This window comes from Streptomyces sp. NBC_00878 (genome assembly GCF_026341515.1).
Taxonomy (GTDB): domain Bacteria; phylum Actinomycetota; class Actinomycetes; order Streptomycetales; family Streptomycetaceae; genus Streptomyces.
Genome location: NZ_JAPEOK010000001.1, coordinates 4452802 through 4473593 on the forward strand (window position 1 = coordinate 4452802; position 20792 = coordinate 4473593).

General features: G+C 69.2%; 18 protein-coding genes, 1 tRNA gene and 4 pseudogenes. 10 read left to right on the forward strand and 13 right to left on the reverse strand.

From position 1 onward, the window contains the following. Positions 1-58 precede the first annotated feature (58 nt). A complete protein-coding gene (locus tag OHA11_RS18590; protein ID WP_266497694.1) occupies positions 59-196 on the reverse strand; it encodes a hypothetical protein in 138 nt (45 codons plus the stop codon). 66 nt (positions 197-262) lie between these two features. Next, entirely contained in the window at positions 263-844 is a 582-nt protein-coding gene (locus OHA11_RS18595) for a TetR/AcrR family transcriptional regulator (RefSeq protein WP_266497697.1), read from the reverse strand. A gap of 126 nt (positions 845-970) precedes the next feature. Between OHA11_RS18595 and OHA11_RS18600 the strand changes: the two genes are divergently transcribed. From OHA11_RS18600 to OHA11_RS18615, 4 genes are all read left to right on the forward strand, one after another. Further along, complete coding sequence (locus OHA11_RS18600; RefSeq protein ID WP_266497702.1) at positions 971-1810, forward strand: alpha/beta fold hydrolase; 840 nt, start codon at positions 971-973, stop codon at positions 1808-1810. Positions 1811-1947: 137 nt separating this feature from the next. Continuing rightward, complete coding sequence (locus OHA11_RS18605) at positions 1948-2421, forward strand: cupin domain-containing protein (RefSeq protein ID WP_266497706.1); 474 nt, start codon at positions 1948-1950, stop codon at positions 2419-2421. A 256-nt stretch (positions 2422-2677) separates the two neighbouring features. Next, on the forward strand, positions 2678-2983 hold the full coding sequence (locus tag OHA11_RS18610; protein ID WP_266497709.1) for a helix-turn-helix transcriptional regulator: 306 nt from the start codon (positions 2678-2680) through the stop codon (positions 2981-2983). 377 nt (positions 2984-3360) lie between these two features. Further along, positions 3361-3433, forward strand: a tRNA-Arg gene (locus tag OHA11_RS18615). 183 nt (positions 3434-3616) lie between these two features. Here the strand turns inward: OHA11_RS18615 and OHA11_RS18620 are convergent. Then, complete coding sequence (locus OHA11_RS18620; protein ID WP_266497712.1) at positions 3617-5035, reverse strand: DUF234 domain-containing protein; 1419 nt, start codon at positions 5033-5035, stop codon at positions 3617-3619. A 518-nt stretch (positions 5036-5553) separates the two neighbouring features. Between OHA11_RS18620 and OHA11_RS18625 the strand changes: the two are divergent. From OHA11_RS18625 to OHA11_RS18635, 3 genes and pseudogenes are all read left to right on the forward strand, one after another. Then, positions 5554-5793 (forward strand): annotated as a pseudogene (locus OHA11_RS18625) (AraC family transcriptional regulator); the annotation flags it as partial. Positions 5794-6172: 379 nt separating this feature from the next. Continuing rightward, positions 6173-6314 (forward strand): annotated as a pseudogene (locus OHA11_RS18630) (IS110 family transposase); the annotation flags it as partial. 587 nt (positions 6315-6901) lie between these two features. Beyond that, entirely contained in the window at positions 6902-7474 is a 573-nt protein-coding gene (locus tag OHA11_RS18635; protein ID WP_266497713.1) for a MarR family winged helix-turn-helix transcriptional regulator, read from the forward strand. Between the two features lie 440 nt (positions 7475-7914). Here the strand turns inward: OHA11_RS18635 and OHA11_RS18640 are convergent. Continuing rightward, positions 7915-8034, reverse strand: a pseudogene (locus OHA11_RS18640) (leucine zipper domain-containing protein); the annotation flags it as partial. Positions 8035-8725: 691 nt separating this feature from the next. Here OHA11_RS18640 and OHA11_RS18645 point away from each other — a divergent pair. From OHA11_RS18645 to OHA11_RS18655, 3 genes are all read left to right on the forward strand, one after another. Further along, entirely contained in the window at positions 8726-8905 is a 180-nt protein-coding gene (locus OHA11_RS18645; protein ID WP_266497716.1) for a hypothetical protein, read from the forward strand. A 105-nt stretch (positions 8906-9010) separates the two neighbouring features. Beyond that, on the forward strand, positions 9011-9238 hold the full coding sequence (locus OHA11_RS18650; RefSeq protein ID WP_266497718.1) for an SDR family oxidoreductase: 228 nt from the start codon (positions 9011-9013) through the stop codon (positions 9236-9238). 106 nt (positions 9239-9344) lie between these two features. Beyond that, positions 9345-10709 carry an aminotransferase class V-fold PLP-dependent enzyme gene (locus OHA11_RS18655; protein WP_266497721.1) on the forward strand — a complete coding sequence of 455 codons (1365 nt, stop codon included), beginning with the start codon at positions 9345-9347 and terminating at the stop codon, positions 10707-10709. 254 nt (positions 10710-10963) lie between these two features. Here OHA11_RS18655 and OHA11_RS18660 read toward each other — a convergent pair. From OHA11_RS18660 to OHA11_RS18700, 9 genes and pseudogenes are all read right to left on the reverse strand, one after another. Continuing rightward, positions 10964-11119, reverse strand: a pseudogene (locus OHA11_RS18660) (SpoIIE family protein phosphatase); the annotation flags it as partial. Between the two features lie 107 nt (positions 11120-11226). Next, on the reverse strand, positions 11227-12063 hold the full coding sequence (locus tag OHA11_RS18665; protein WP_266497723.1) for a hypothetical protein: 837 nt from the start codon (positions 12061-12063) through the stop codon (positions 11227-11229). 132 nt (positions 12064-12195) lie between these two features. Next, positions 12196-12918: a gamma-glutamyl-gamma-aminobutyrate hydrolase family protein gene (locus OHA11_RS18670; protein WP_266497725.1), complete on the reverse strand. Its 723-nt coding sequence runs from the start codon at positions 12916-12918 to the stop codon at positions 12196-12198. Further along, positions 12915-14405 carry an aldehyde dehydrogenase gene (locus OHA11_RS18675; RefSeq protein WP_266497727.1) on the reverse strand — a complete coding sequence of 497 codons (1491 nt, stop codon included), beginning with the start codon at positions 14403-14405 and terminating at the stop codon, positions 12915-12917. Before OHA11_RS18675 ends, OHA11_RS18670 begins: the two co-directional genes overlap by 4 nt. Before the next feature lie 432 nt (positions 14406-14837). After that, positions 14838-16295 (reverse strand): APC family permease, encoded by a 1458-nt coding sequence (locus tag OHA11_RS18680; RefSeq protein WP_266497730.1) that lies wholly within the window; start codon positions 16293-16295, stop codon positions 14838-14840. A gap of 444 nt (positions 16296-16739) precedes the next feature. Continuing rightward, positions 16740-17354: a TetR/AcrR family transcriptional regulator gene (locus tag OHA11_RS18685; RefSeq protein WP_266497733.1), complete on the reverse strand. Its 615-nt coding sequence runs from the start codon at positions 17352-17354 to the stop codon at positions 16740-16742. Positions 17355-17522: 168 nt separating this feature from the next. Next, complete coding sequence (locus OHA11_RS18690) at positions 17523-18368, reverse strand: fumarylacetoacetate hydrolase family protein (RefSeq protein ID WP_266497736.1); 846 nt, start codon at positions 18366-18368, stop codon at positions 17523-17525. A gap of 11 nt (positions 18369-18379) precedes the next feature. Continuing rightward, positions 18380-19315 (reverse strand): 3,4-dihydroxyphenylacetate 2,3-dioxygenase, encoded by a 936-nt coding sequence (locus OHA11_RS18695; RefSeq protein WP_266497739.1) that lies wholly within the window; start codon positions 19313-19315, stop codon positions 18380-18382. Next, positions 19308-20792 (reverse strand): aldehyde dehydrogenase, encoded by a 1485-nt coding sequence (locus OHA11_RS18700; RefSeq protein ID WP_266497741.1) that lies wholly within the window; start codon positions 20790-20792, stop codon positions 19308-19310. Before OHA11_RS18700 ends, OHA11_RS18695 begins: the two co-directional genes overlap by 8 nt.

Here is a 20792-nt window from a genome sequence, read left to right on the forward strand (position 1 = left end):
CGCGACATCCACCGCCGTAGACACTCGGCCATCACACCACTCCGCTGATCGTTTCCGGTCAGAGCACCGGCCTCGAACAGCCGGCTCCGGCGTCCTGGGCCGCGAAGACAGGGGCGTCGACCGCCTCGGGCTTCCGCACGAAGACACCGAACCGCGCGCGTTCGGCATCGGTCACTTCCGCGGCCGGTTCCAGCACACCGTCTACGCTCCGACGCGGGCGCTGGTCACCTCTGCTCCACTGCGCAGCCGTACCCCGTACCCGTCAGGGCTCGTCCGTGATCGATTGCAGGGCAGACGCGAGGACAGCGTCGAGTACAGCCTGGGCCTGGTCGCCCGAGGGGAGAGCCCGGGCGATCGTGACCGCGCCCACGATCGAGGCGACGAGGGTCCAGGCCAGCTGCGCCTGTTCCTCCTGCGTGCCGCGCATGGCGGGGGCGAGGAGGGCGATCACCTCGACCATCCGGCGCTGGTACGCCGCACGGACCGAGTCGCCGGCCCGTGCCACGTCCGCGCTCAGCGACGGCATCACGCAGCCGTGTCCGGGATCCTCACGGTGCAGGTCACTGAGGTAGAGGCGAAGTACCTCGCCCAGCATGCGTCGTCGCTCGGACGGCTCCTGGCCGGCGAGGTCGGCGAACTCGATGCCGAGTTGTGCGGCCACGACCTCTTCGAGGACCGCTTCCTTGTTGGCGAAGTTGGAGTAGAGCGCCCCTGAGGTGACCTGGGCGGACGCGGCCAGACCGTCGACCCCGACACCATGGAAGCCGTTCTCCTTGAGCGTACGGCCCGCCTCCCGCACGATCGCGGCCTTGGCCTGCGCTTTGTGCTCCTTCGAGTACCTCACCCCCGGCCCTCCTCCACGTCGCCGATCCTGAGGGACACCTTAGGGTAGCGCTCGTTATATAACGAGCGTTACGCTACGAGGGTCAGCACGCCCTCACCGGCACGAGGCGAGAGAAAGAGCACAGCCATGTCTGCAACCAGCAAGGAAGCCGTCACCAAGACCGTGGAGGTCGGCGGGACCCCGTTCACCTACCGCGATGTGGGCCCGACCACGGGTATTCCGGTCGTGTTCCTGCACCACTTCACCGCGGTACTGGACGACTGGGACCCCGCCGTGGTCGACGGCATTGCGGCCGAGCGACCCGTCATCCTGGTCAACCTGCGAGGCGTCGGCGGCTCCGGCGGCACCACCCCCGACAGCGTCGAGGCCATGGCCGACGACGCGGTGGCGTTCCTGGAAGCGCTCGGACTGAGCACGGTCGACCTGCTGGGCTTCTCCCTGGGCGGCATGGTCGCCCAGGTGATCGTCCAGCAGCGACCCGACCTGGTCCGGCGCGTCGTCCTGGCAGGCACCGCACCCGCCGGCGACGAGGGGCCGACCGCCACCGGGGCCGTACTCCAGGCCGCCATGGAGAAGGCGGGCGCCCAGGGCAAGCACCCCAAGCACTTCCTGTTCTTCTCACCGACGGCGACCAGCCAGACAGCCGCGGACGCCTTCCTCGCCCGTCTGGACGAGCGCACCGAGGACCGCGACGCGCCGGTGTCCAACGAAACGATCGGCGCCCAGCTGACCGCCCTGGCGAAGTGGGAGCAGGGCACCTCGCCCGCGGGCCTGGCGAACGTGGACAAGCCCGTCCTGGTCGTCAACGGCGACGACGACACGATGCTGCCGACGATCAGCTCGTTCCACCTCGCCCAGCTGCTGCCCGGCGCCCAGCTGAGCATCTACCCGGACTCGGGCCACGGCGGCATCTTCCAGCACCACGACCTGTTCGTGGCACAGGCGCTGGACTTCCTCCGCCACTGACACGAAAAGCGTCCACCACCGCGCCGAGCAACCCACGCCCGGGCCCTGCCCCCACCCCCGGCAGGGCCCGGAGCGCCGTGGCGGCGCCGATCACAGGTGGCAGGCCCCTGAACCAACCACGAAGAGAAAGCGCCTCGATGTCCTTCAACTACAGACCCGTGCACGTCCCGCCGGACGGAGGCATATCAGTCTTCCTCGTCGGGGACACCTACACCGTGCTGCTCAACGCAGCCGAGACGGGCGGGAATCTCTCCATGGTCGAGGCCATCGTCCCGGCCAAGGCGGGTCCTCCGATGCACACGCACCACCAGGAGGCCGAGTCCTTCATCGTCATGGACGGCGAGCTGGTCATCACCGCCGAGAACGAGGAGTACGAGGTTTCCGCCGGTGGTGTGGTGTACGTACCCAAGGGGACGTCGCACAAGTTCCGGAACCGGAGCGACACCAAGCCCGCCAAGATGATCCTGCTGTTCACCCCCGGCGGCATGGACGGCATGTTCACAGACATCGGTACGCCCGGGGTGCGCGGTCAGCTGGCGCCGCCACTCAACGACGCGGACGTCGCCGCGATGGGAGCCGCCGGCCAGAAGTACAACTACACCTTCGACTAGAGGACTCGTTGCGGAAGTTGATCACGGTCGTAGATGATCAAGTACCGGTGCGGCGTCATGACCTGACCAACAGCCAGTGAGCGACACCGACCAAGGAGGTTTTATGGCACCACCGAAGAGGTCGTCGCGTTGCGCTCCGGACTGAAGGCCCCCTGCACGCAGGTGCTGAGCCAGTTCGGCTTCCTCCATCGGTCCCCCGCAAGACGCGGTGCGGCACGATCTGGGCATACCGCGCAGTAACAACGATAAGCACCCTTTGCACTACGCAGCGGACGGAGACTGGCCGGAGGTCACCCTGACCCACGACGCTCCACTGAGCACCCACTGCGGGCTGCTCCTCGCCAGCGACCTGAACCGCACCATGCGCTCCCGCAAGCTCTCGCTTCGCGGACTGGCCGACGTGGCCAGTGTCGCGCATTCCACCGTCGCCCGAATCCTCAACGGCGACGTCCTGCCGGACATCGGCACCCTCACACGACTGGAGGACGCACTCGACCATCAGCTCTGGCCCGGCCCCGCAGCGATTCGCACTTCGGTATCAGCCAGGCCTCAGGTGATCTGACCCGACGGGCTCCGCCGCGACAGGACGGCGGCGGAACACTCCCTCACCTGAGGCCACCCCGCTCCACGTCCGCGACGGAACGGAACGGAACGGACAAACCGAGCCTCCGTCACACGCAGACCGAGACGAACACCATCCAGCCCTGCACAGAAAACTGCAGTTCAAGCCCTTCGCAACGCCCCACCCCCGCACTCCACACCTCCGCTCCGCCCCGATCCGCTACGCTGTTCACGTCAGCGGTCAGGTCGCGCCAGATGTCCGCCCGGGAAACCGTCGCGAGCACCAGCGCACCCCCAGTGACCAGCGGGCTTGTGTGCCTCGGCTGAAGATCCACTCGCTGGGTTTTCTCCAAGGTTTTTTTACAAGCCCCCGCCTTCGCCTTCGTAGCTCAGGGGATAGAGCACCGCTCTCCTAAAGCGGGTGTCGCAGGTTCGAATCCTGCCGGGGGCACAACGCGATAGCACTGACCTGGGGTTTCTCGCCCAGGGAAGCAGTTCTCGGCCTCGGACTCATCATCCGGGGCCGTTTGCGTGAGCGGGAGGACGTCACCGTCGCGGTGGGCCGGAGGCTCGACCGACCCGAGTTGGGGCGACAGGCCATAAACACCTGACACCCACACGTGTTCCTGCATGCTCAGGAGGACCACGCCGCGAGGAGTTCCGCCGGGCCGTACGCGGCGTCGAGCCCCGCGCAGTCGGTCCCGCTGCGCGAGAGCGCGATCACAGGCACGGGAGCAGGAGTGAGCGCGGCGCGGTGTCGGTGCAGCGCCGCGAGATCATGCCGGTCGAACGGGGAGTTCTCCAGCCACTTCACCGAGCCGACGAACAACAGCTCCTTGGCGATCGGCGCGCGGTCCGCTCCCACGACGTCGATCTCCACATCGTTGGTACGGGTCCAGTAACCACCGATGGCGGGGGCGGCGGGGAGGTTCGCGTCGGGCAGCAGCCGTGCCAGCGCCTCGCGCACCAGAGGTTCAACGGCCCTGCCACGCCAGCTGGTCCAGTTTTCGCGGATGCGCCGCAGCGTCAGGTCACCCCGACCCCGCTCGATCTCCTCCATCGCCGGCCCCAGGAGCTTCAGCCAGAAGCGAAGGTAGGGATCCGCCACCCGGTAGCGACGATCCTTGGAAGGCCGCGTAGACACGGGCAACTCCGCCGCGATCACCCGCTTGTCCGCAAGGATCGCCAGCGACCGCTGGAGCGGGGTTGCCCCGATCCCGCCGGCGGCGCGGGCAATATTGGAGAACCTCCGCTCACCGCTGCCGATCGCCGAGAGGACAGTGCGGGCTTGGACCTGCTGGGGGAACTCTGCGGCGAGCGAGCGCTCCGCCGACACCAGCAAGGCCGAGACCGGATCGCTGAGTGCCGCCTGCAGGAACTCCCACACTCCGGCGCCGTGCGTCCACTCTGCGCAGATCAGCGGCAGTCCACCGGTGATCAAGGCCGCATCGAAGGCCGAGGCGGGATCGAGGCCCAGCATCTCGCCCACCTCCGCCGGGTTGAGCGGACCCAGCACCATCTCCCGTCCGCGCTGGTGGAACGGGCGCCCATAGTTGTTCAGCGCCTCCATCATCGACAGGTCGGAGCCGATGAGAACCAGCAGAACCGGTTTCGTCTCCAGCACTCGGTCCCAGGCCCGCTGAAGCATGCCCTCGAAGGCGCCCTCCGCGTCCATCAAATAGGGCACCTCATCCACGACCACCACGCTCGCTCGGTCGTGCGGCAGTGCCGCCGCCAGTACATCGAAGGCGGCGTCCCAACTCGCCGGACGGGCCGCGGACAGTAGATTCGCCAGCGGAAGGCTGGATGACTGCGCATCCTGGCTGAGCCGCTCCAGATCCGCCCCCGACGACGCCCCTGTGGCGGCGTAGAAGAGGAACGGCGCACCGGACCTCTCGGCGAATCGCTCCACCAACCGCGACTTACCCACCCGGCGGCGCCCACGAAGCATCACGCACCGCCCGGGTCGCTCCCCACCGACCCCGGCCGTCACCTTGCCCAGCTCGCGATCCAGCGTCTCGAGCTCGTGCCGCCTGCCCACGAAATCTGCCATGCGTCACCTTCCAGTTCTAACAAACGCCACAGAGACTAACATCAACGTTAGTGACATCATCGTTAGTCATGGAGGGCTGGGGGATGCCGGGGGCACCAGTCACACTGTGTGTTCTCGCAGGTCAGGGCCAGTAACGGCCCTGACCTGCGAGGCTTCCTGTGGTTCAGGACAAAATTAGCCACGCAGGTAGATCACGCACGCCCACAGCATGCTGGCCAACGGTCCGCGACGCGGCCGCCTTGCTGATACGCAATGAGTCTCAGGACGGCGCCCGTGCGGGCGAGACCAGGGAGCCGCGGACCTCTTCCGGGCACTGGCCCGGAAGGAGCCTGGGATTGCCGCCCGCGTGGAGGCCTCGTGGCGCATGCGCTTGTGGCGCGCCCTGCGCGACGGACCGGCAGCCTCGAGCGGCTCCGATCGATCCTGCGCCAGGTCTCGCCCCAATCTCCTGAACCCGGGCCTCCCTTGGCCTCGACTCCGAGACACATGATGAGTCCGGGCCGCCGGCCGCTGGCACCGTGGAAGCGGCTGTTCGGAAGCTTTCCGGGCGACGCCGCAAGGAGATCGTCGCGGTGCTGCTGTTCAGCGGTGGCCCCCGTCTTCGAGAGTTCCATACCGCTGTCGGTATTCGGAATCGACCGCCAGGATGCGAGGGTCCCGCGCTACCGCCTGCTGGTGGCGGCCGGCGAGGAGGGCCTGCTGCGGACCGCAGGGGGCTGCAATTCGCCGCGCCCTATGGGCTGGAGACAACGACGAGATGCGCCGCAGACTGCCTCGCCTGGCCCCGCTGTTCCTCGGTAGGAGCGTCTGAGGATGCCCGTTCCATGATGGTCGTAGGGGTGAGGACGCGGGTGCGGAGGAGCTCTCACGAGGCCCGGCCATACATGGCCCTCTTGAGGGCTTTCACCCGGTTCACGTGCCCACTCCTGAAACGATCCCTCGTTCCCGCCCCTGACCTGGGGTTTCACGAAACCGCGGACAGAGCCAGATTCGAAGAGCGCCATCACGCCCGGGAGTTGGGGTCGTAGCGCTCAGCAAAGCGGACATGGCATGTAGAAGATGCGCTGAAGACCCGGTGGTACTGGCGGGGCCGGTGCCGGTTGGGTTGCCGTTCCGCTTTCCGGAATCGTGCGGTGCTACGACCGCGAACGAGCCGAGGGCAAGAGGCACTCCCATGCAGTCCCGGCGCTGGCCCAGGCGACGAGTCGAAGTACTGTGGGCACTTCTCCGAGACCGGCGGCACTACGAACTCACGCCACCGGCGGCAACCGCCCAATAGGTTTTCTCGCCGATCGCAAACCTTCTCAGGGAGGATCCCATCAGCATTGGCCCATGACGCTGAGGAGACCTCTGTGATCACGCAAGTAGTACAGGTCACGGGCCGGTGCAGTGCCTGCGGAGGCACGACGACCTGCGATGTCGGTCAGTTCTTCGACCGCGGCATGCTCCGCTGGTGCGCCGAAGGACGATGCGCGGACTGCCTGGTTGAGTGGTGCGAGCAAGACAGCAGGCCCGTTACACCCGAGAACACTCGACAAGCTCTGCTGCAAGCGCACGGACCCGCGCGGCTTCGGCCGCCTGGAGACGTGCCGGACCTCGTTCCTGTGCTGCAGGCCCTCCGCAGTGCACAGGAACCATCCCTGGGCGAAGCACGAACGCAGGCCGCGGAACTCGCCGGGACCGGTCTCATCGGCACGCTCGCCGAAATGGAGGTCCTGGCGGTTCACCTTCGGCAACGAGTCATCGCGGTGAGCGTGGAACCAATGGCGTAACCCTTCTTACCAGCACCCGCTGCGACTTGACATCGGCGCTGAGAAGTCTCACAAGGCAATACAATGGCGCGCCGCCCACAACGAGGGGGAGTCCGTGACCGGCCACCGATCCATCATCGAGACCGAGCGAGCCGTCCAGGCGAAGCTCGGCGGCTTCCAGTTGCAGCGAGAGCAGATGGCGGCAGTCGCCAACATCCATCGCGCTGCCGCAGCCGTTCGGCAGCACCTGGAGAACTCGGTTCTGCGGCCTTCCGAGCTGACCTGGACCGCGTTCGTCGTGCTGTGGGTGCTGTGGATCTGGGGCGAGGCCGAGACTTGGTCCGTGGCGGAGGAGGCGGGGATCTCCAAGGGGACCTTGACCGGGGTTGCACGCACCTTGGAAGCGCGGGGCCTGGTGGCGCGCTCCTCTCATCCCGAGGACGGTCGGCGGGTCCTGCTCTCGCTGACCACCGAGGGCGAGAAGCTGATGGAGCAGCTCTTCCCGGCGTTCAACACCGAGGAGGCTTTCGTGGTCTCCCGGCTCAATCCCGAGGAGTGCCTGAGGCTCGCGGACAGTCTGCGCGCCGTGGTTGCCCAGCTCGAGGAGCACGGCGAGGAACGGCGCCAGCAGCTGCGGAACGGCGCGAAGCCCGCTCCGCGCCGTTCCGGTCGACGGACGCGCGCCTAGACCGTATGGAGAACCGGCGCCTCGCTCGCAAGTCGGCGCGGGTTGCCGCCACTCCGAGTGGCGGTAGAGCCGCAATTGCGGAAGGTGCCGGTCATGTTCGAGCGTACGTATGCCGGGCTGGATGTTCACGCCCGTAACGGTTGTCGGGGCCGCGATCGATGGGGTTCCGGGGAGATCCGGTCCCTGCGGCTGGCGGCGGAGAGGGACGCGGTGGTGGCCTGGGTGGTGCCGCTGCCGGGTCCGGTGACGGGTCCGGTCCCGCTGCCGGGTCCGGTTGCGGGTCCGGTGGCGGCGGCCCATGAGGCCGGGCCAACCGGGTTCGCGTCGGCGTGTACGTAGTCGTAGCCGATCCGCGCCTGTTTTTGCGCGTAGCTCTTGCCGGCTTCCCGGCCGTGGCTCCGCCGTCCGGGATCCGTCCGAATTTCTTGACGTCGATTTTCTTGGCGCGACACTCCGAGCTCCTTGGCCACGTGCGCCACCGGACGCAGGTCGTGCACGACACGGCGTACCAGAAGACGTCTGCCGTGAAAGGTCAGCCCGGCATTGGCGTGGGTCGCCAAGACCTCCGGTTGTGGTGAAGACAGGCGTCTCCATTACGCCCGGAGTTCTTCCTCTCGCGTCAACTGCCGACGCGAGTTGCCAGCCTCTTGGCCGAGTACGGCCGGGCGCTTCGTGGCTCCCTGTCGAGGGCTGCCCCGGTCCGCGATCGGCGACCGGGGAGGAGGAGTCTGCGCGGCAGACTCGACCGGGGAGGAGGAGTCTGCGCGGCGGACTCGACCGGGACGGAGGAGTCTGCGCGGCAGACCTCTTGTGAGGTGCAGATGCCCCGGGATATCGTATGGATCCAAACGACAAGGAGGGTGGGACCCGCTCTTCCTGTCGGGCGGGGCCCCGCCATGCCGGGCTTCCGGACGAGGCCCCGCCTGCCCATCCATCCCTCTCCCCGCTACCCGGCCGGACCGCCGCCCCTAAATCCCTGCACCTCCTGCCAGTACCGCCCCAACGGCACGTATCTTCGGATGGACCGCGCCATGGCTCAGACACCCCATTCCGCCGCCACCCCCCAGAAAACAAGGGCTTGTCGCTCATCGACGTGGCCCAGTCCGTCGGCTTCATGGGCCCGGTCGCTGCCGCCTTCCTGGCCGTCAACGCGATGCCCACCCCCTCCCGAACCTGCTGGAGCTGCCGGACACGCCCGCCTACTCCTGGTTCTCGACATTCGGTGTCTTCTGTCTGGCCGCCATCTACCTGATGACGGCCAATGGCGCCCCACGCATCCCGCGCGACCCCTCGCGCCGTCGGCAGTTGTGGCCGTGTTCGGCCGTGGGAGCACTGCTCACCGTTGGCGCCCTGTTCGGTTTGGTCTACAAGGTGCCCGCGCCCACGGTCTGTGCGACCTACGCCGTGCTCGGCCGGGTCGCCCGGCGGTAGTGGTCGCCGTGGTCGTCGGTCGGCGAGCCGCGCACGTGCGGATCGCCGAAATGGACCCGACCCGCACGGCAGTCGCTCCGTACCGGAACTGAGGAACGTCAGCAGTTGCCACTGACACACCTGGAAAAGGCCGGGCGGCACCGCGAAGCACTGGAGAAGGTCGCGGCTGCCACCGACGCGATCCCCTACGCGGCCGACGTCACCTCTCTCCAGGCGGTGGAGCAACTGGTCGCCAAGGTCGAGTTCGAGCACGGCCGACTGGACGGGGTGGTGGCCAACGGGGGTGACGCACCCGGACCCGCCCCGTCCAACCGGCGATGCGGTCGAGGTTGATTCATCGCCCAGGCTCTCGCCGCGTCGACGTCCTGTGGGCTGAGGACAACCCATCATCAGCCACACCCGGCCCTCCTGGGCCGCCCAACACCTTACGGAGTCCACCATGGATCTGAGCTACTGGCTCGACCGAGCCGTGACCGCGAACGAGAACTGGTCGAGCAGCTTCGGCCCCTACCCCGAGCACCCCTCGCTGGGCGTCGACACCCAGCGGTTCGGCACCGCGTTCGAGGACTTGACCGAACGGTTGAAGGACAACTACCCGTTCTTCCACCCCCGCTACGCCGGACAGATGCTCAAGCCGCCGCACCCAGCCGCAGTCGTGGGCTACCTGAGCGCGATGCTGATCAACCCCAACAACCACGCCCTGGACGGCGGCCCGGCCACCGCCCGCATGGAACGCGAGGTCGTCCAACAGCTCGCCACCATGTTCGGCTACGACACCCATCTGGGGCACCTCACCACCAGCGGGACCATCGCCAACCTCGAAGCACTCTTCGTGGCCCGCGAACTCCACCCCGACAGGGGCATCGCGTACAGCACCGAAGCGCACTACACCCACGGACGCATGTGCAAGGTCCTGGGCATGGAAGGCCACCCCGTCCCGGTGGACCACCAGGGCAGGATGGACCTCGACGCGCTGGAAGAACTACTGCGCACCGGGCGAGTCGGCACCGTCGTCCTCACCGCCGGCACCACCGCCCTGGGCGCCGTCGAACCCATCCACGAGGCCCTGGAGCTGCGCGAACGCTACGGAGTGCGTATCCATGTGGACGCCGCCTATGGAGGCTTCTTCACCCTCCTCGCCGGCGCCGACGGGCCCGAAGGACTGCCCGAGGCGCCCTGGCGAGCGATTGCCCAGTGCGACTCGATCGTCATCGACCCGCACAAGCACGGACTCCAGCCCTACGGCTGCGGTGCCGTCCTGTTCCGCGACCCCTCCGTGGGCCGCTTCTACCTGCACGACTCGCCCTACACCTACTTCACCTCCGAGGAACTCCACCTCGGTGAGATCAGCCTGGAGTGCTCGCGCGCAGGTGCCGCGGCAGCCGGGCTCTGGCTCACCTTCCAGCTGCTGCCGCCCACCTTCGAGGGCCTCGGCCAAGCACTGGCCGCGGGCCGCAGGGCGGCGGCGCGCTGGAGCCGGCTCATCGAGGAATCGGACTTCCTGGAGCTCTACCAGCCGCCGGATCTCGACATCGTCACCTACTTCCCGGTGACCCGACCCAGCTCGTTCTCGCAGATCGACGCCGCCAGCGCCCGGATCATGCAGACGGGTATGACGGACGCCGAGGACCCGGTTTTCCTGAGCACCCTCCGCGTTGGCGCACAGGCAATGGACGCCCGGCATCCGAAGATCACTGCCGACGCCGACGGTGCCCGGATCCTGCGCAGTGTGCTGATGAAGCCGGAGTCCGAGTACTACGTCGATCACTTGCACGCCCGCCTGGAAGACCTCGCCCGCTCCTGACGGCGCGCGGTGCCCGGATGTGACGACGAACGACCAAGTGGTTGAGAGAAGGCACGTGCGGGGCACTGTCATCGAGCACGACCACTTGGACGCCGTCCGAACCCGAGGGCGTGAAGCGGAGCCCGTACAGCGGGCCGGCCTCAGACCGAGAACTCCGCCACCGCGAAGACACCCGGAATCCCGGTCGGCGTCAGGGACACCTCGGTCCAGATCGTCTTGCCTGTCATGGTGCAGCGGGTGCGGCGCTCGCGAAGGGGAGGCCCCCCGAGACCCAGCGGTGGTCCGGCGGGCATGTCCACGAGTTCGGCGTGTCTCTCGGGAGTGACCAGCACCGGCGGGAGTTGGCCCGCTCGTGACATCACACAGTGCCGCGGGACCGGGTCGTGGATCGCGTACAGGCACGTCACGCCCGGCGCCTGGTCCTCGTCCCCGGCCAACCCCGGAGGCCGTGCGAATCGTCCGCACGGAACGGATACGAGCGGCTGCCCCCCGTCCGGGAACCGGAGGCTGAGGGGCCTCAGCCGGAGATCCGGCCGTACCAGTAGGTGTAGCGGTCCACGGGGTCGCCGTCGTGCCCCCATGGCCAGGCGGTGACGAGGCCCCCGGTCGCGTGCGTCACTGGGGTCGCCTGCCCCGCACGGCCTGCCCGGGCGAGGGCGTAGGCGAGGAGGTTGAGGTCGGCGAGGGCTGCCGCGTGGCGCCGGAAGCCAGGGCGGAGCCAGTGCTCCAGTGCGTGGTCGAGCAGGGGTGCCACGTGCGGTTGGGCCCAGTAGCGGCTCGCGCCGAGTACCCGTGTGCCGCCGCTGTCCAGGTCGCGGTGGTACTGCCGTACGGCGGCGGCCAGCGGAAGACACGCCGCCGGCGCCCCCGACGGCATGGCGGCGCGGACGTCGTCCAGGAAGTCCCGCAGAGAGGACTGGCTGCCCTGCTCCTCCGGGGAGAGATATCCGAGGACCTGCAGATGCGCCTCACGATGCCAGGCGTCGCGGGCATTGATCTCCCGCCAGACAGAGGTGAGTTCGCCGCCCGGCCGGCCCAGCAGCCGCAGGGCCGCGAGCATGGCCACCCACGGGGTGGGATCGGCCGGGTGGGCGGTCTCGGCGGCGAGCCGGCAGGTGTCCAGCGCCGCCCGGGGGCCGGTGGCCAGTTCGGACCAGGCGTGCAGGATCAGTGCGTCCGGGCGCGGGGCCGCCGCAGCCGCCAGCCGCGGGCTAGGGGGCTTCTGATGGATCTCCGTGGGGAAGGAGCGGCGTCTGGTGCGTGCGATCGCAAGGCGCCGGAGCGCCCTCGATGGGGGTCCCCCCGCTCGAGCGAAGCCGAGAGTGGGGGAGGAGCCACGTGGGCGTTTCGGCAACGCGGCTGGGGGTCCCCCCTCTGGGGGAGTGCGTGCCAGACGCCGCGACGCCGCGGAGATCCATCAGAAGGGCCCTAGCCGCGGGGCGGATCTTCTACGGCGTCCGATGAAGGTCATGGCGGTGGTGTGTCGTCAGTGGCGGTCGCGGGCGGCGCGTACGAGAGCGTCGAACAGGCCTTGCTGGGCGGGGTCCTCGTGTGCGGTGTCCTCGGGGTGCCACTGGACCGCGACGAACCAGCCGGGAGCCGCCGGCATTTCCAACCCCTCCACCGTGTCGTCGGCGGCCCGCGCGGTGACCGTGAGGCCGGCGCCCGTACGGTCCACCCGCTGGTGGTGGAAGCAGGATGCCTCCACCTTCTCCGCGCCGGTGACCCGCTCCAGCAGCGAGCCGCGCCGGATCGCCACAGGGTGCACCACCTGACGGTGCTCTCGCTCCGGGCCGCCCATGTCCTGATGCAGGGTGCCCCCGAGGGCGACATTGACGACTTGCATGCCCCGGCAGACCGCGAGCAGCGGCACGCCCGAGTCCAGGGCCTGGCGGGCCAGCTCCAGATCGAAGCCGTCCTGTTCGTCGTCGACGTCGTAGACGGCCTCGTGGACCTCGGTTTCGCCGTAGCGGTACGGGGCGAGGTCGCCGCCGCCAGGCAGCAGCAAGCCGTCGAACCGGGCGAGGCGAGACGCCACGTGGGTGGCGGTGGAGTCGGCCGGGTGGATGGTGGCCGGTTCGCCGCCGGCCCGCCAGACGGCCTCGATCAGGGCGCGGGCGTTGACCTCGGCGGCGTAGCGCAGTGCGGAGGTGGAGGCGGCGAAGCGGGCGGGGACAGCGATCAGCGGGCGCGTCTGCGAGGCGGTCACAACTGGATCCAGGTGGTCTTGAGTTCGGTGTACTTCTCGATGGCGTGGGCGGACTTGTCGCGTCCGTTGCCGGACTGCTTCATGCCGCCGAACGGCACGGTGAGGTCGCCCTCCTCGTAGCAGTTGACCCAGACCGTGCCGGCCTTCAGCGCGCGCGAGACCTGGTGGGCGGTGGACAGGTCGGAGGTCCACAGCCCGGCGGCCAGGCCGTACTCGGTGGCGTTGGCGAGCGCGACGGCCTCGTGGAGGTCGTCGAAGGTGAGCACGGACAGGACGGGGCCGAAGATCTCCTCACGGGCGAGCCGCATGCCTGGGGCCACGTGGTCGAAGACCGTGGGGGGCAGGTAGCTGCCACCGGTGTCGGCCAGCGTGCGGCCGCCTCCCACACGCAGCCGTGCGCCTTCGTCGAGACCGGTGCCGATGTGGTCCAGTACGCGTTCCAGATGGCTCTCGCCGACGAGGGCGCCCATCTCGGTGGCGGGGTCGAGCGGGTCGCCGATCCGCAGTTCCCGGGCCCGCTCGACGATGGCGTCGGTGACGCGCTCGGCGATGGAGGAGTGGACGAGCAGGCGGGAGGGGGCGGTACACATCTCGCCCTGGTTGAAGAAGATGCCCCAGGCGGCGGTGGCGGCGGCCTTCTCCAAGTCCGGGGCGTCCGGGAGGATGATGTTGGGCGACTTGCCGCCCAGCTCCAGCCAGACCCGCTTGAGGTTGGAGTCGGCTGCGTAGCGCAGGAAGTGCCGACCGACCGTCGTGGATCCGGTGAAGGCCAGGACATCGACATCGGGGTGCAGCCCGATCGCCCGCCCCGCGGTGGGCCCGTCGCCGGTGACGACGTTGAGCACGCCCGGCGGCAGCCCGGCCTCCGTCGCCAGCCGCCCGAGCAGCAGCGCGGACAGCGGCGAGTTCTCCGACGGCTTGAGCACGACGGTGCAGCCTGCCGCGAGTGCCGGGGCGACCTTCCAGGAGGCGAGGGTGAGCGGGAAATTCCACGGCACCACCGCGCCGACCACGCCCGCCGGCTCCCGGGTGACCAGCGCGAGGGCGTCGGGGGCGGTGTGCGGCGACTCGTCCGTGAGTTTGTCCGCCAACTGCCCGTACCAGCGGAAGGTGTTGATCGCCGCGCGCAGCTCGATGTCGTAGGCGTCCGTTATGGGCTTGCCCATCTCCAGACTGACGGTGAGCGCCAGCCGGTCCCGCTGCTCCTCGAGCCGGTCGGCGATCCGCAGCAGGACCCGGCCCCGGTCGGCAGGCGCGAGGCGCGGCCAGGGGCCCGAATCGAAGGCCCGGCGCGCGGCGGCCACCGCGGCGTCCACCTCGGCGGCCTGGCCGTCGGCCACTTCCGCCAGCACCTGCCCGTCGCGGGGCGAGACGGCCGTGTAGTACTGCCCGCCCCCGGGTTCGTCGGTCCCGTCGATGTGGTGCGCGCCGGACAGGTCCAGCGCCTTGGCGCGGCGCAGCCATTCGTCGTGGGTGATGTCCAGCACGCGTGGCCTCCAGCTCACAGGGATTACGTTTGATCCCAAACGATAGGCCGCCCCATGGGCCTCCCACAAGGGAGAGCGGCACCTTCTGCCATATTGTTTGAGGTCGTACGATTGGCGGGCCGCGGATATTCCGTGGGAAGGGAACGCCGATCGTGCGAGCACTCGTCGTCGGGCACGAGCATGTGACGGAGCTCGGGGGGATCGGAGCTCGCGGCTCGTCGAGCGCGGATACGACCTCACCACCATGACGGTCGTGCCCGAGTCCCGCCACCACTTCCCGGACGTACCGTTCGACTTCCCCGAGCCGACGGATGGGACCTGATCGTGCCCCTCGGCGCCCCCGGGTCGGTGGACGACGAGGACACCATCGGCAGCTGGATGCCGGAGCGGGCCCGGGAGGTCCGCTCCGGCCACACCACGGGAATGGCACGTTCAGCCGTCGGTCGTCGTCCTGCCACGGGTCAGCCGGGCGGTGATGACGCCCAGGACCAGGACCGCCGGGACGGTGAGCTCCAGCCACATGGCCGTGCCCGGCTCGCCGCCGATGAGGGTGGTGAAGTTGGCCAGGATCAGCCAGAGGGCACCGGCGATGCCGAGCGCGCCCAGAGCCGGGGCGATCAGCGTGTTCCAGGGGCGGGTGTCGAGGCGTTCGCGGCGGAAGAAGACGATCACCGAGGCCGAGGTGAGGAAGTACAGCAGCATGATCCCCAGCACGGCCACGCCGCTGAACCAGGAGAAGAGGGTCAGCACCGGGTCCTTGCCCGCCCATGCGAACGGAACGACCAGCACCAGCGCGATCGCGGTCTGCACGGTGCCCGCGGCCCAGGGCGAGTGGCGCCGGTTGAGGGCGGACACCCGGCGCGGCAGCAGTCCGTCGCGGCTGAGCGAGAACAGGTAGCGGTTCGCGGAGTTGTGGAAGGCGAGGATGCCCGCGAAGAGCGAGGTGGCCAGCAGGATCGGCAGGACGTCGTTGGCCCAGCCGCCGAACTGCTCAGCGATGGGCGCGAAGACGAATGCCGTGGCCTGGCCGCCCTCCAACGCTTTCCCGGCCGCCGCCGTGGCGTTCGACGCGCCGTACGCGGAGATCAGCATCCATGAGGTGAAGGCGAAGAAGCCTCCGACGACGATCACGGACAGATAGGTGGCCCGGGGCACGGTCTTGCGCGGCTCCCTCGCTTCCTCCCCGTAGATCGCGGTGGCCTCGAAGCCGAACATGGATGCGATCGCGAACATCAGTGCCACCCCCGGGGCCCCCTTCAGGGCCGCTCCCGGTGAGAAGCTCTGCGCGAAGCCGAGCCCCTCGGGCCCGCCGCCCTTGAAGAAGGTGACCAAGGCGAAGGCGATCAGGATGCTGAACTCCGCCAGTACGAAAACCGCCAGGACCCGGGCCCCCATCTCGATCCCCGCGGCACCGAGCACCTGGGCGACGGCCATCGTGACCAGGGCCCAGACCCACCAGGGTGCGTCCAGCCCGGCGTACTGCGCGACGAGGCCGCTCACCAGGTACCCGTACAGGCCGTACATGGCCGCCTGGATCGCACAGTAGGCGAAGAGCGCGACAGCGGCGCCGGCGGTGCCGGTGGTCCGGCCGAGGCCCTTGCCGATGTACGTGTAGAAGGCGCCGGCGTCTACGACATGGCGCCCCATGGCCACGAAGCCGACCGCGAACAACAGGATGATCACGCCGGCCGCGACATAGGCGGCGGGAACGCCGGGACCGTCACCGAGGGCGACGGCGATGGGGACGGCTCCGGCGATGCCGGTCAGCGGAGCCTGTGCGGAGAGGACGAAGAAGAGGATGCCCACAACGCCGAGGGCGTTGGGCTTGAGCCTGCCTGCGGAGGGACTGCCCTGCGCGGTCTGGATTGTATCGACGGTCTGACTGTCCACTCGGATCACCTGCCAGGGGACGGGGAGGGGAGGGGGAATCATTTCAGGCCAAACGAGTTGCCTCATGGTGGGCCCGCGCTATCCATTTGGCAAGGAGTTGTGCGGAGATTCCCGCCCCACGCTCGGTTCCTTACGGGCCCGTAACCGAAAAGACATCGGCACCGGCGGCCGGACTCCGGCCTACGCGCGCACGGCGATGGCCTGCAGAGGACTCACGTCACCCGTGTCCTGGGACTCCTCGGCGAGGGCGTCGTCCACCTCGGCCGCTGGGTTCGCAGGGCCGGCCGCCTCTACTCGCCGAGCGCGAACAGGTCGAGCGCGAACAGGTCGAGCGCGGAGAGGTCGGGCGCGGAGAGGTCGGGCGCGGAGAGGTCGGGCGGGGAGAGACCTGGACGCCTTCACACGTCCAGCGCCTCACGACGAGCCCGTCGGGCCGGGGCCGGGTCAGTCGTCCGCGTGGGCGTTGAGCAGCCGCAGCAGAGAGCGCAGCTCGTCGAGGGCGGCATCGGTGACCTCTGGCCCGCCCAGCACCAACTGATGCAGAACCAGGCCGTCCAGGGCGGCGAAGACCAGGCGGGTCAGCGCCCGGCTCCCGCCCGCGGGCAGCATGCGCGACAGCTCGCGCTCGGTGGCGTCGAAGTACTCGTCGTACAGCGCGCGGATCTGTGGCAGCAGCTCGGGCCGGCGCCGCGACTCCAGCAGCAGTTCGTACTGGAATGCCTGGGTGTCCGGATCGGCGATGACCATCTCTGACACGCCGGCCGAGAAGTCGGCGACCTTTCCCGTGCCGGGCTCCACCGCGCTGATGCTCAAGCTGGTGCGCACGGTATGGGCCAGCGCCTCCTCGATCAGTGCGTCCCGGGATCCGAAGTGGTGGACGACCAGACCGTGCGTGACCCCGGCCTCCTCCGCGACGGCGCGATAGGTGAGCTTGCGCAAGCCGCCCCGGGCCACCACGCGCACGGCGGCGTTGAGCAGGGCCTCCCGGCCCGCTCCGTAGTTCACCTGCTTGCGGGACCTGCCGCCCTTGCCTTCGGCGGTTTCGGCGGATTCGGTCATGTCGGCGACTCTATCCGGCGGTTACGGATGCAGGCGTGCCGCGGGGAGGCGGCGCTCAGCCAGGCCCGGAGGGGCTCCCACGCTCTGGAGGTCTGCCCCCGATGCCATGGAGCGCCGCACCGGGCTCTGTTCGTGGCAGGCCCGGTGCGGCGCCGTCTTTCGGCGGTGTCAGCGTCTGGGCGGCCTGACGCCCCGGAACTCCCAGTCGCCGCCGAGCGCGGTGGACAGGACCTCCTCGGACTCGGTGGGCTGGGCGCCGACGTCGGTACGGATCGAGGTCGGGCCGGTGACGATGTGGTTGGTCAGCCGGCCGAGGCCCTCGACCTCGACCTCGACGACGTCGCCCGGCTGGACGGGGCGGGAGTTGGCCGGGGTTCCGGACAGCAGCACATCACCGGGGTAGAGGGTGATGGTGCGGGCGATGTCCGCGACGAGGTAGTGCATGTCCCACTCCATCTCGTCGGTCGAGCCGTCCTGGACGACCTTGCCGTTGACGTAGGTCCGCAGGTATTTGCCGTGGAAGTCCCAGTCGGTGACAAGGCCCGGGCCGAGCGGGCAGAGGGTGTCGGAGCCCTTCACCCGCAGCATCGAACCGGCGTCGGTGTCGCGGAAGTCGTGCAGGCCGTAGTCGTTGGCGACGGTGTAGCCCGCGATGTACTCGTCCGCCTCGGCGGGGGAGATGTTGCGCGCGGTCCTGCCGATGACGATGGCGACCTCACCCTCGTAGTTGAGCCACTTGCAGCCCTCCGGGCGCACGATCGCGCCCTTGTGGGAGTTGAGGGCCGAGGTCGGCTTGTGGAAGTACGTCGGGGTCGGCGTGAGGGTGATCTGGAACTCCTCCACCCGGCTGCGGTGGTTGAGGTGGACTGCCACCACCTTCGACGGCACGACCGGCGGCAGGTGCTGGGCGTCCTCGATCCTGACCCGGCGGCCGTCCCCGGCCACGAGTTCGACGCCGTCCCGGACGGTCTCGACGGCGGCACCGTCGAGGAGGATGCGGCGGTATTCGGGCATGGCAGGCCTTTCTAGGAGCGGCTGTGCGGATTGCGCGGGGACGCGGAGTTTGGCACTCCCGTGCCGGTCCAGCCCTCGGCCGGGCGGTCGAACCAGAGGTGGACCTGGCCGGTGCCGATGGAGTTCTCGTACTCGCCGTACTGCCGGCCCTTCGCGGTGCACGCCTGCTCGCCGAGGGCGCCCGCCATCATCAGGTAGTGGTAGAAGCGGGCCTCGGGCTTGTACTTCCAGAACTCCGGCATGGTGTCGAGGACCTTGGCGTGGCGGCCCTCCTTGAACCAGGCGATCCGTTCGCCGTCGGCCTCGCGTGCCTCCTGCGTGAAGATGTGACTCGGGTCGCTCGCCTCGTGGTCGCGCAGCTCGCGCAGCGGCCAGAAGGTGTGCGACAGCGCACCGGAGGCGATCAGCAGCACCCTGCGGCCGGGCGTCGCCGCGATGCCGTCGGCCAGCGCGCGCCCCAGTCGCAGGTGGTCCTCCATGTCACCGGTCTGGCAGACGCCGATGGTCACCCAGCGCTTGTCGGGCAGGCCCTCGCCGAGGAACTTCCACAGGTTGATCGTCGCGTAGTAGATCGGAAGGTACTCGTCGTCGATCGCGCTGATCCAGGTGCTGTGCTTGTCGGCGAACTGTGCGATGTTGTGGGCCAGTTCGGGGTCGCCGGGAAAGTCGTACGGCATGCGGCACATGCCGCGCGGCAGCTCCTCGGAGGTGAACAGGCCGGCCCGGCGCTGTTGCGCGGTGACGACGAACTCGACGGTGGTCGCCCAGTGCGAGTCCAGGACGACGACCGTGTCGTAGTCGTCGCGCTCGAAGACCTCCTTGCGGAGCTGGTGCAGGCCGGTGACGAGGGTGATCTCCTTGCCCTTGTTGAGCTCCAGCCGCTGGGCCTGCGGCAGCACGATGGTGGGGACGTGCGCGAGCAGGCCCGCGCCGACGATCTCACCCATGACGGGTCACCTCCTGCTGCCATCCCTTCGGCGCCGTCACGGTGTTCTTGACGTCGCAGTAGAAGTCGAAGCTCCAGTTGCCGCCCTCGCGACCGACGCCGGAGTGGCGGGAACCGCCGAAGGGCGCCCGCAGGTCACGTACGAAGAAGCAGTTGACCCAGACCGTGCCCGCGACCAGCTGCGCGGTGACGCGCTCGGCGCGCTCCCGGTCGCCGGTGACGAGGGTCGCGGCGAGACCGAAACGGGTGTCGTTGGCGAGCCGGACCGCCTCCTGCTCGGTGTCGAAGGTCTGGAGGGTGAGCACCGGCCCGAAGACCTCTTCCTGGACGACTTCCGAGTCCTGGGCGACGTCGGCGAGCAGGGTCGGCCGGTAGAACAGGCCGCCGAGTTCGGCGTTGGGCTCGCCGCCGATCACCGCGCGAGCGCCCGCGTCCAGCGCGCGGCGGACGAAGCCGTCGATCTTCTCCAGCTGGCGGGGGTGGATGTTGGGACCGAGGTCGGTGGCCTCGTCGCGGGAGTCGCCCTGGACGAGGCGGGCGGCCTTGGCCGTGAACCGCTCGGTGAACTCCTCCACGATCGAGGACTCGACCAGGATGCGGGTCGCGGCCAGGCAGACCTGGCCGGCGTTGTCGTACTGCTCCACCGCCAGATCGACCGCGAGGTCGAGGTCGGCGTCCGCGAAGACCAGCAGCGGCGACTTGCCGCCGAGCTCAAGGCTGAGCGGGGTCAGGTTGGCGGCGGCAGCGGCGGCGATCCGCTTCGCGGTCGGCACGGAGCCGGTGAAGCTGATCCGTCGCACATCCGGGTGCGAGACCAGGGCACTGCCCACCTCGGCGCCGTACCCCTGCACGACGTTGAGCACACCGGCCAAAAGCCCGGCCTCGGCCGCGATGTCCGCGAGGAGCGACGCCGTGAGCGGGGACCACTCGGCCGGTTTCAGGATCACGGTGTTCCCCGCGGCCAGCGCCGGGGCGACCTTCCAGGTGGCCAGCATCAGCGGCGCGTTCCACGGCGTGATCAGCACGCACGGACCCGCCGGGTCCCAGCTCACATGGTTCGTGTGGCCGCGCGTCTCGAAGTCCTCGTGCTCCAGCTTCAGCAGCCAGTCGGCGAAGAAGCGGAAGTTGTGGGCGACGCGAGGCATCACACCGCGGCGGTGCGAGCGCAGGAGGGCACCGTTGTCGAGGGTCTCGACGCGGGCGAGGTCTTCGAGGCGCTTTTCGACGCCGTCGGCGATGGCGTGCAGGATGCGGGCGCGCTCGGCGCGGGGCGTGGCTGCCCACTCCGGGAAGGCCGCACGGGCGGCGGCCACGGCAGCCTCGGCCTCGACGGCGCCACCGCGGGCGATCTCACCGAGGGGGCTGCCGTCGATCGGCGAGATGTCGGTGAAGGTCTCGGCAGAGGCGACGCGTTCGCCGCCGATCCAATGCCGGGTGTCGACGACGACCCCGGCCAGGGTGGTGAAGTGTTCTGACAT

Bases quoted from the DNA above. Each gene is read 5' to 3' on its own strand.
- OHA11_RS18600 (WP_266497702.1), top strand. From the start codon at position 971: ATGTCTGCAACCAGCAAGGAAGCCGTCACCAAGACCGTGGAGGTCGGC.
- OHA11_RS18620 (WP_266497712.1), bottom strand. From the start codon at position 5,035: ATGGCAGATTTCGTGGGCAGGCGGCACGAGCTCGAGACGCTGGATCGC.
- OHA11_RS18685 (WP_266497733.1), bottom strand. From the start codon at position 17,354: ATGACCGAATCCGCCGAAACCGCCGAAGGCAAGGGCGGCAGGTCCCGC.
- OHA11_RS18655 (WP_266497721.1), top strand. From the start codon at position 9,345: ATGGATCTGAGCTACTGGCTCGACCGAGCCGTGACCGCGAACGAGAAC.
- OHA11_RS18645 (WP_266497716.1), top strand. From the start codon at position 8,726: ATGACGGCCAATGGCGCCCCACGCATCCCGCGCGACCCCTCGCGCCGT.
- OHA11_RS18695 (WP_266497739.1), bottom strand. From the start codon at position 19,315: ATGGGTGAGATCGTCGGCGCGGGCCTGCTCGCGCACGTCCCCACCATC.
- OHA11_RS18690 (WP_266497736.1), bottom strand. From the start codon at position 18,368: ATGCCCGAATACCGCCGCATCCTCCTCGACGGTGCCGCCGTCGAGACC.
- OHA11_RS18605 (WP_266497706.1), top strand. From the start codon at position 1,948: ATGTCCTTCAACTACAGACCCGTGCACGTCCCGCCGGACGGAGGCATA.
- OHA11_RS18700 (WP_266497741.1), bottom strand. From the start codon at position 20,792: ATGTCAGAACACTTCACCACCCTGGCCGGGGTCGTCGTCGACACCCGG.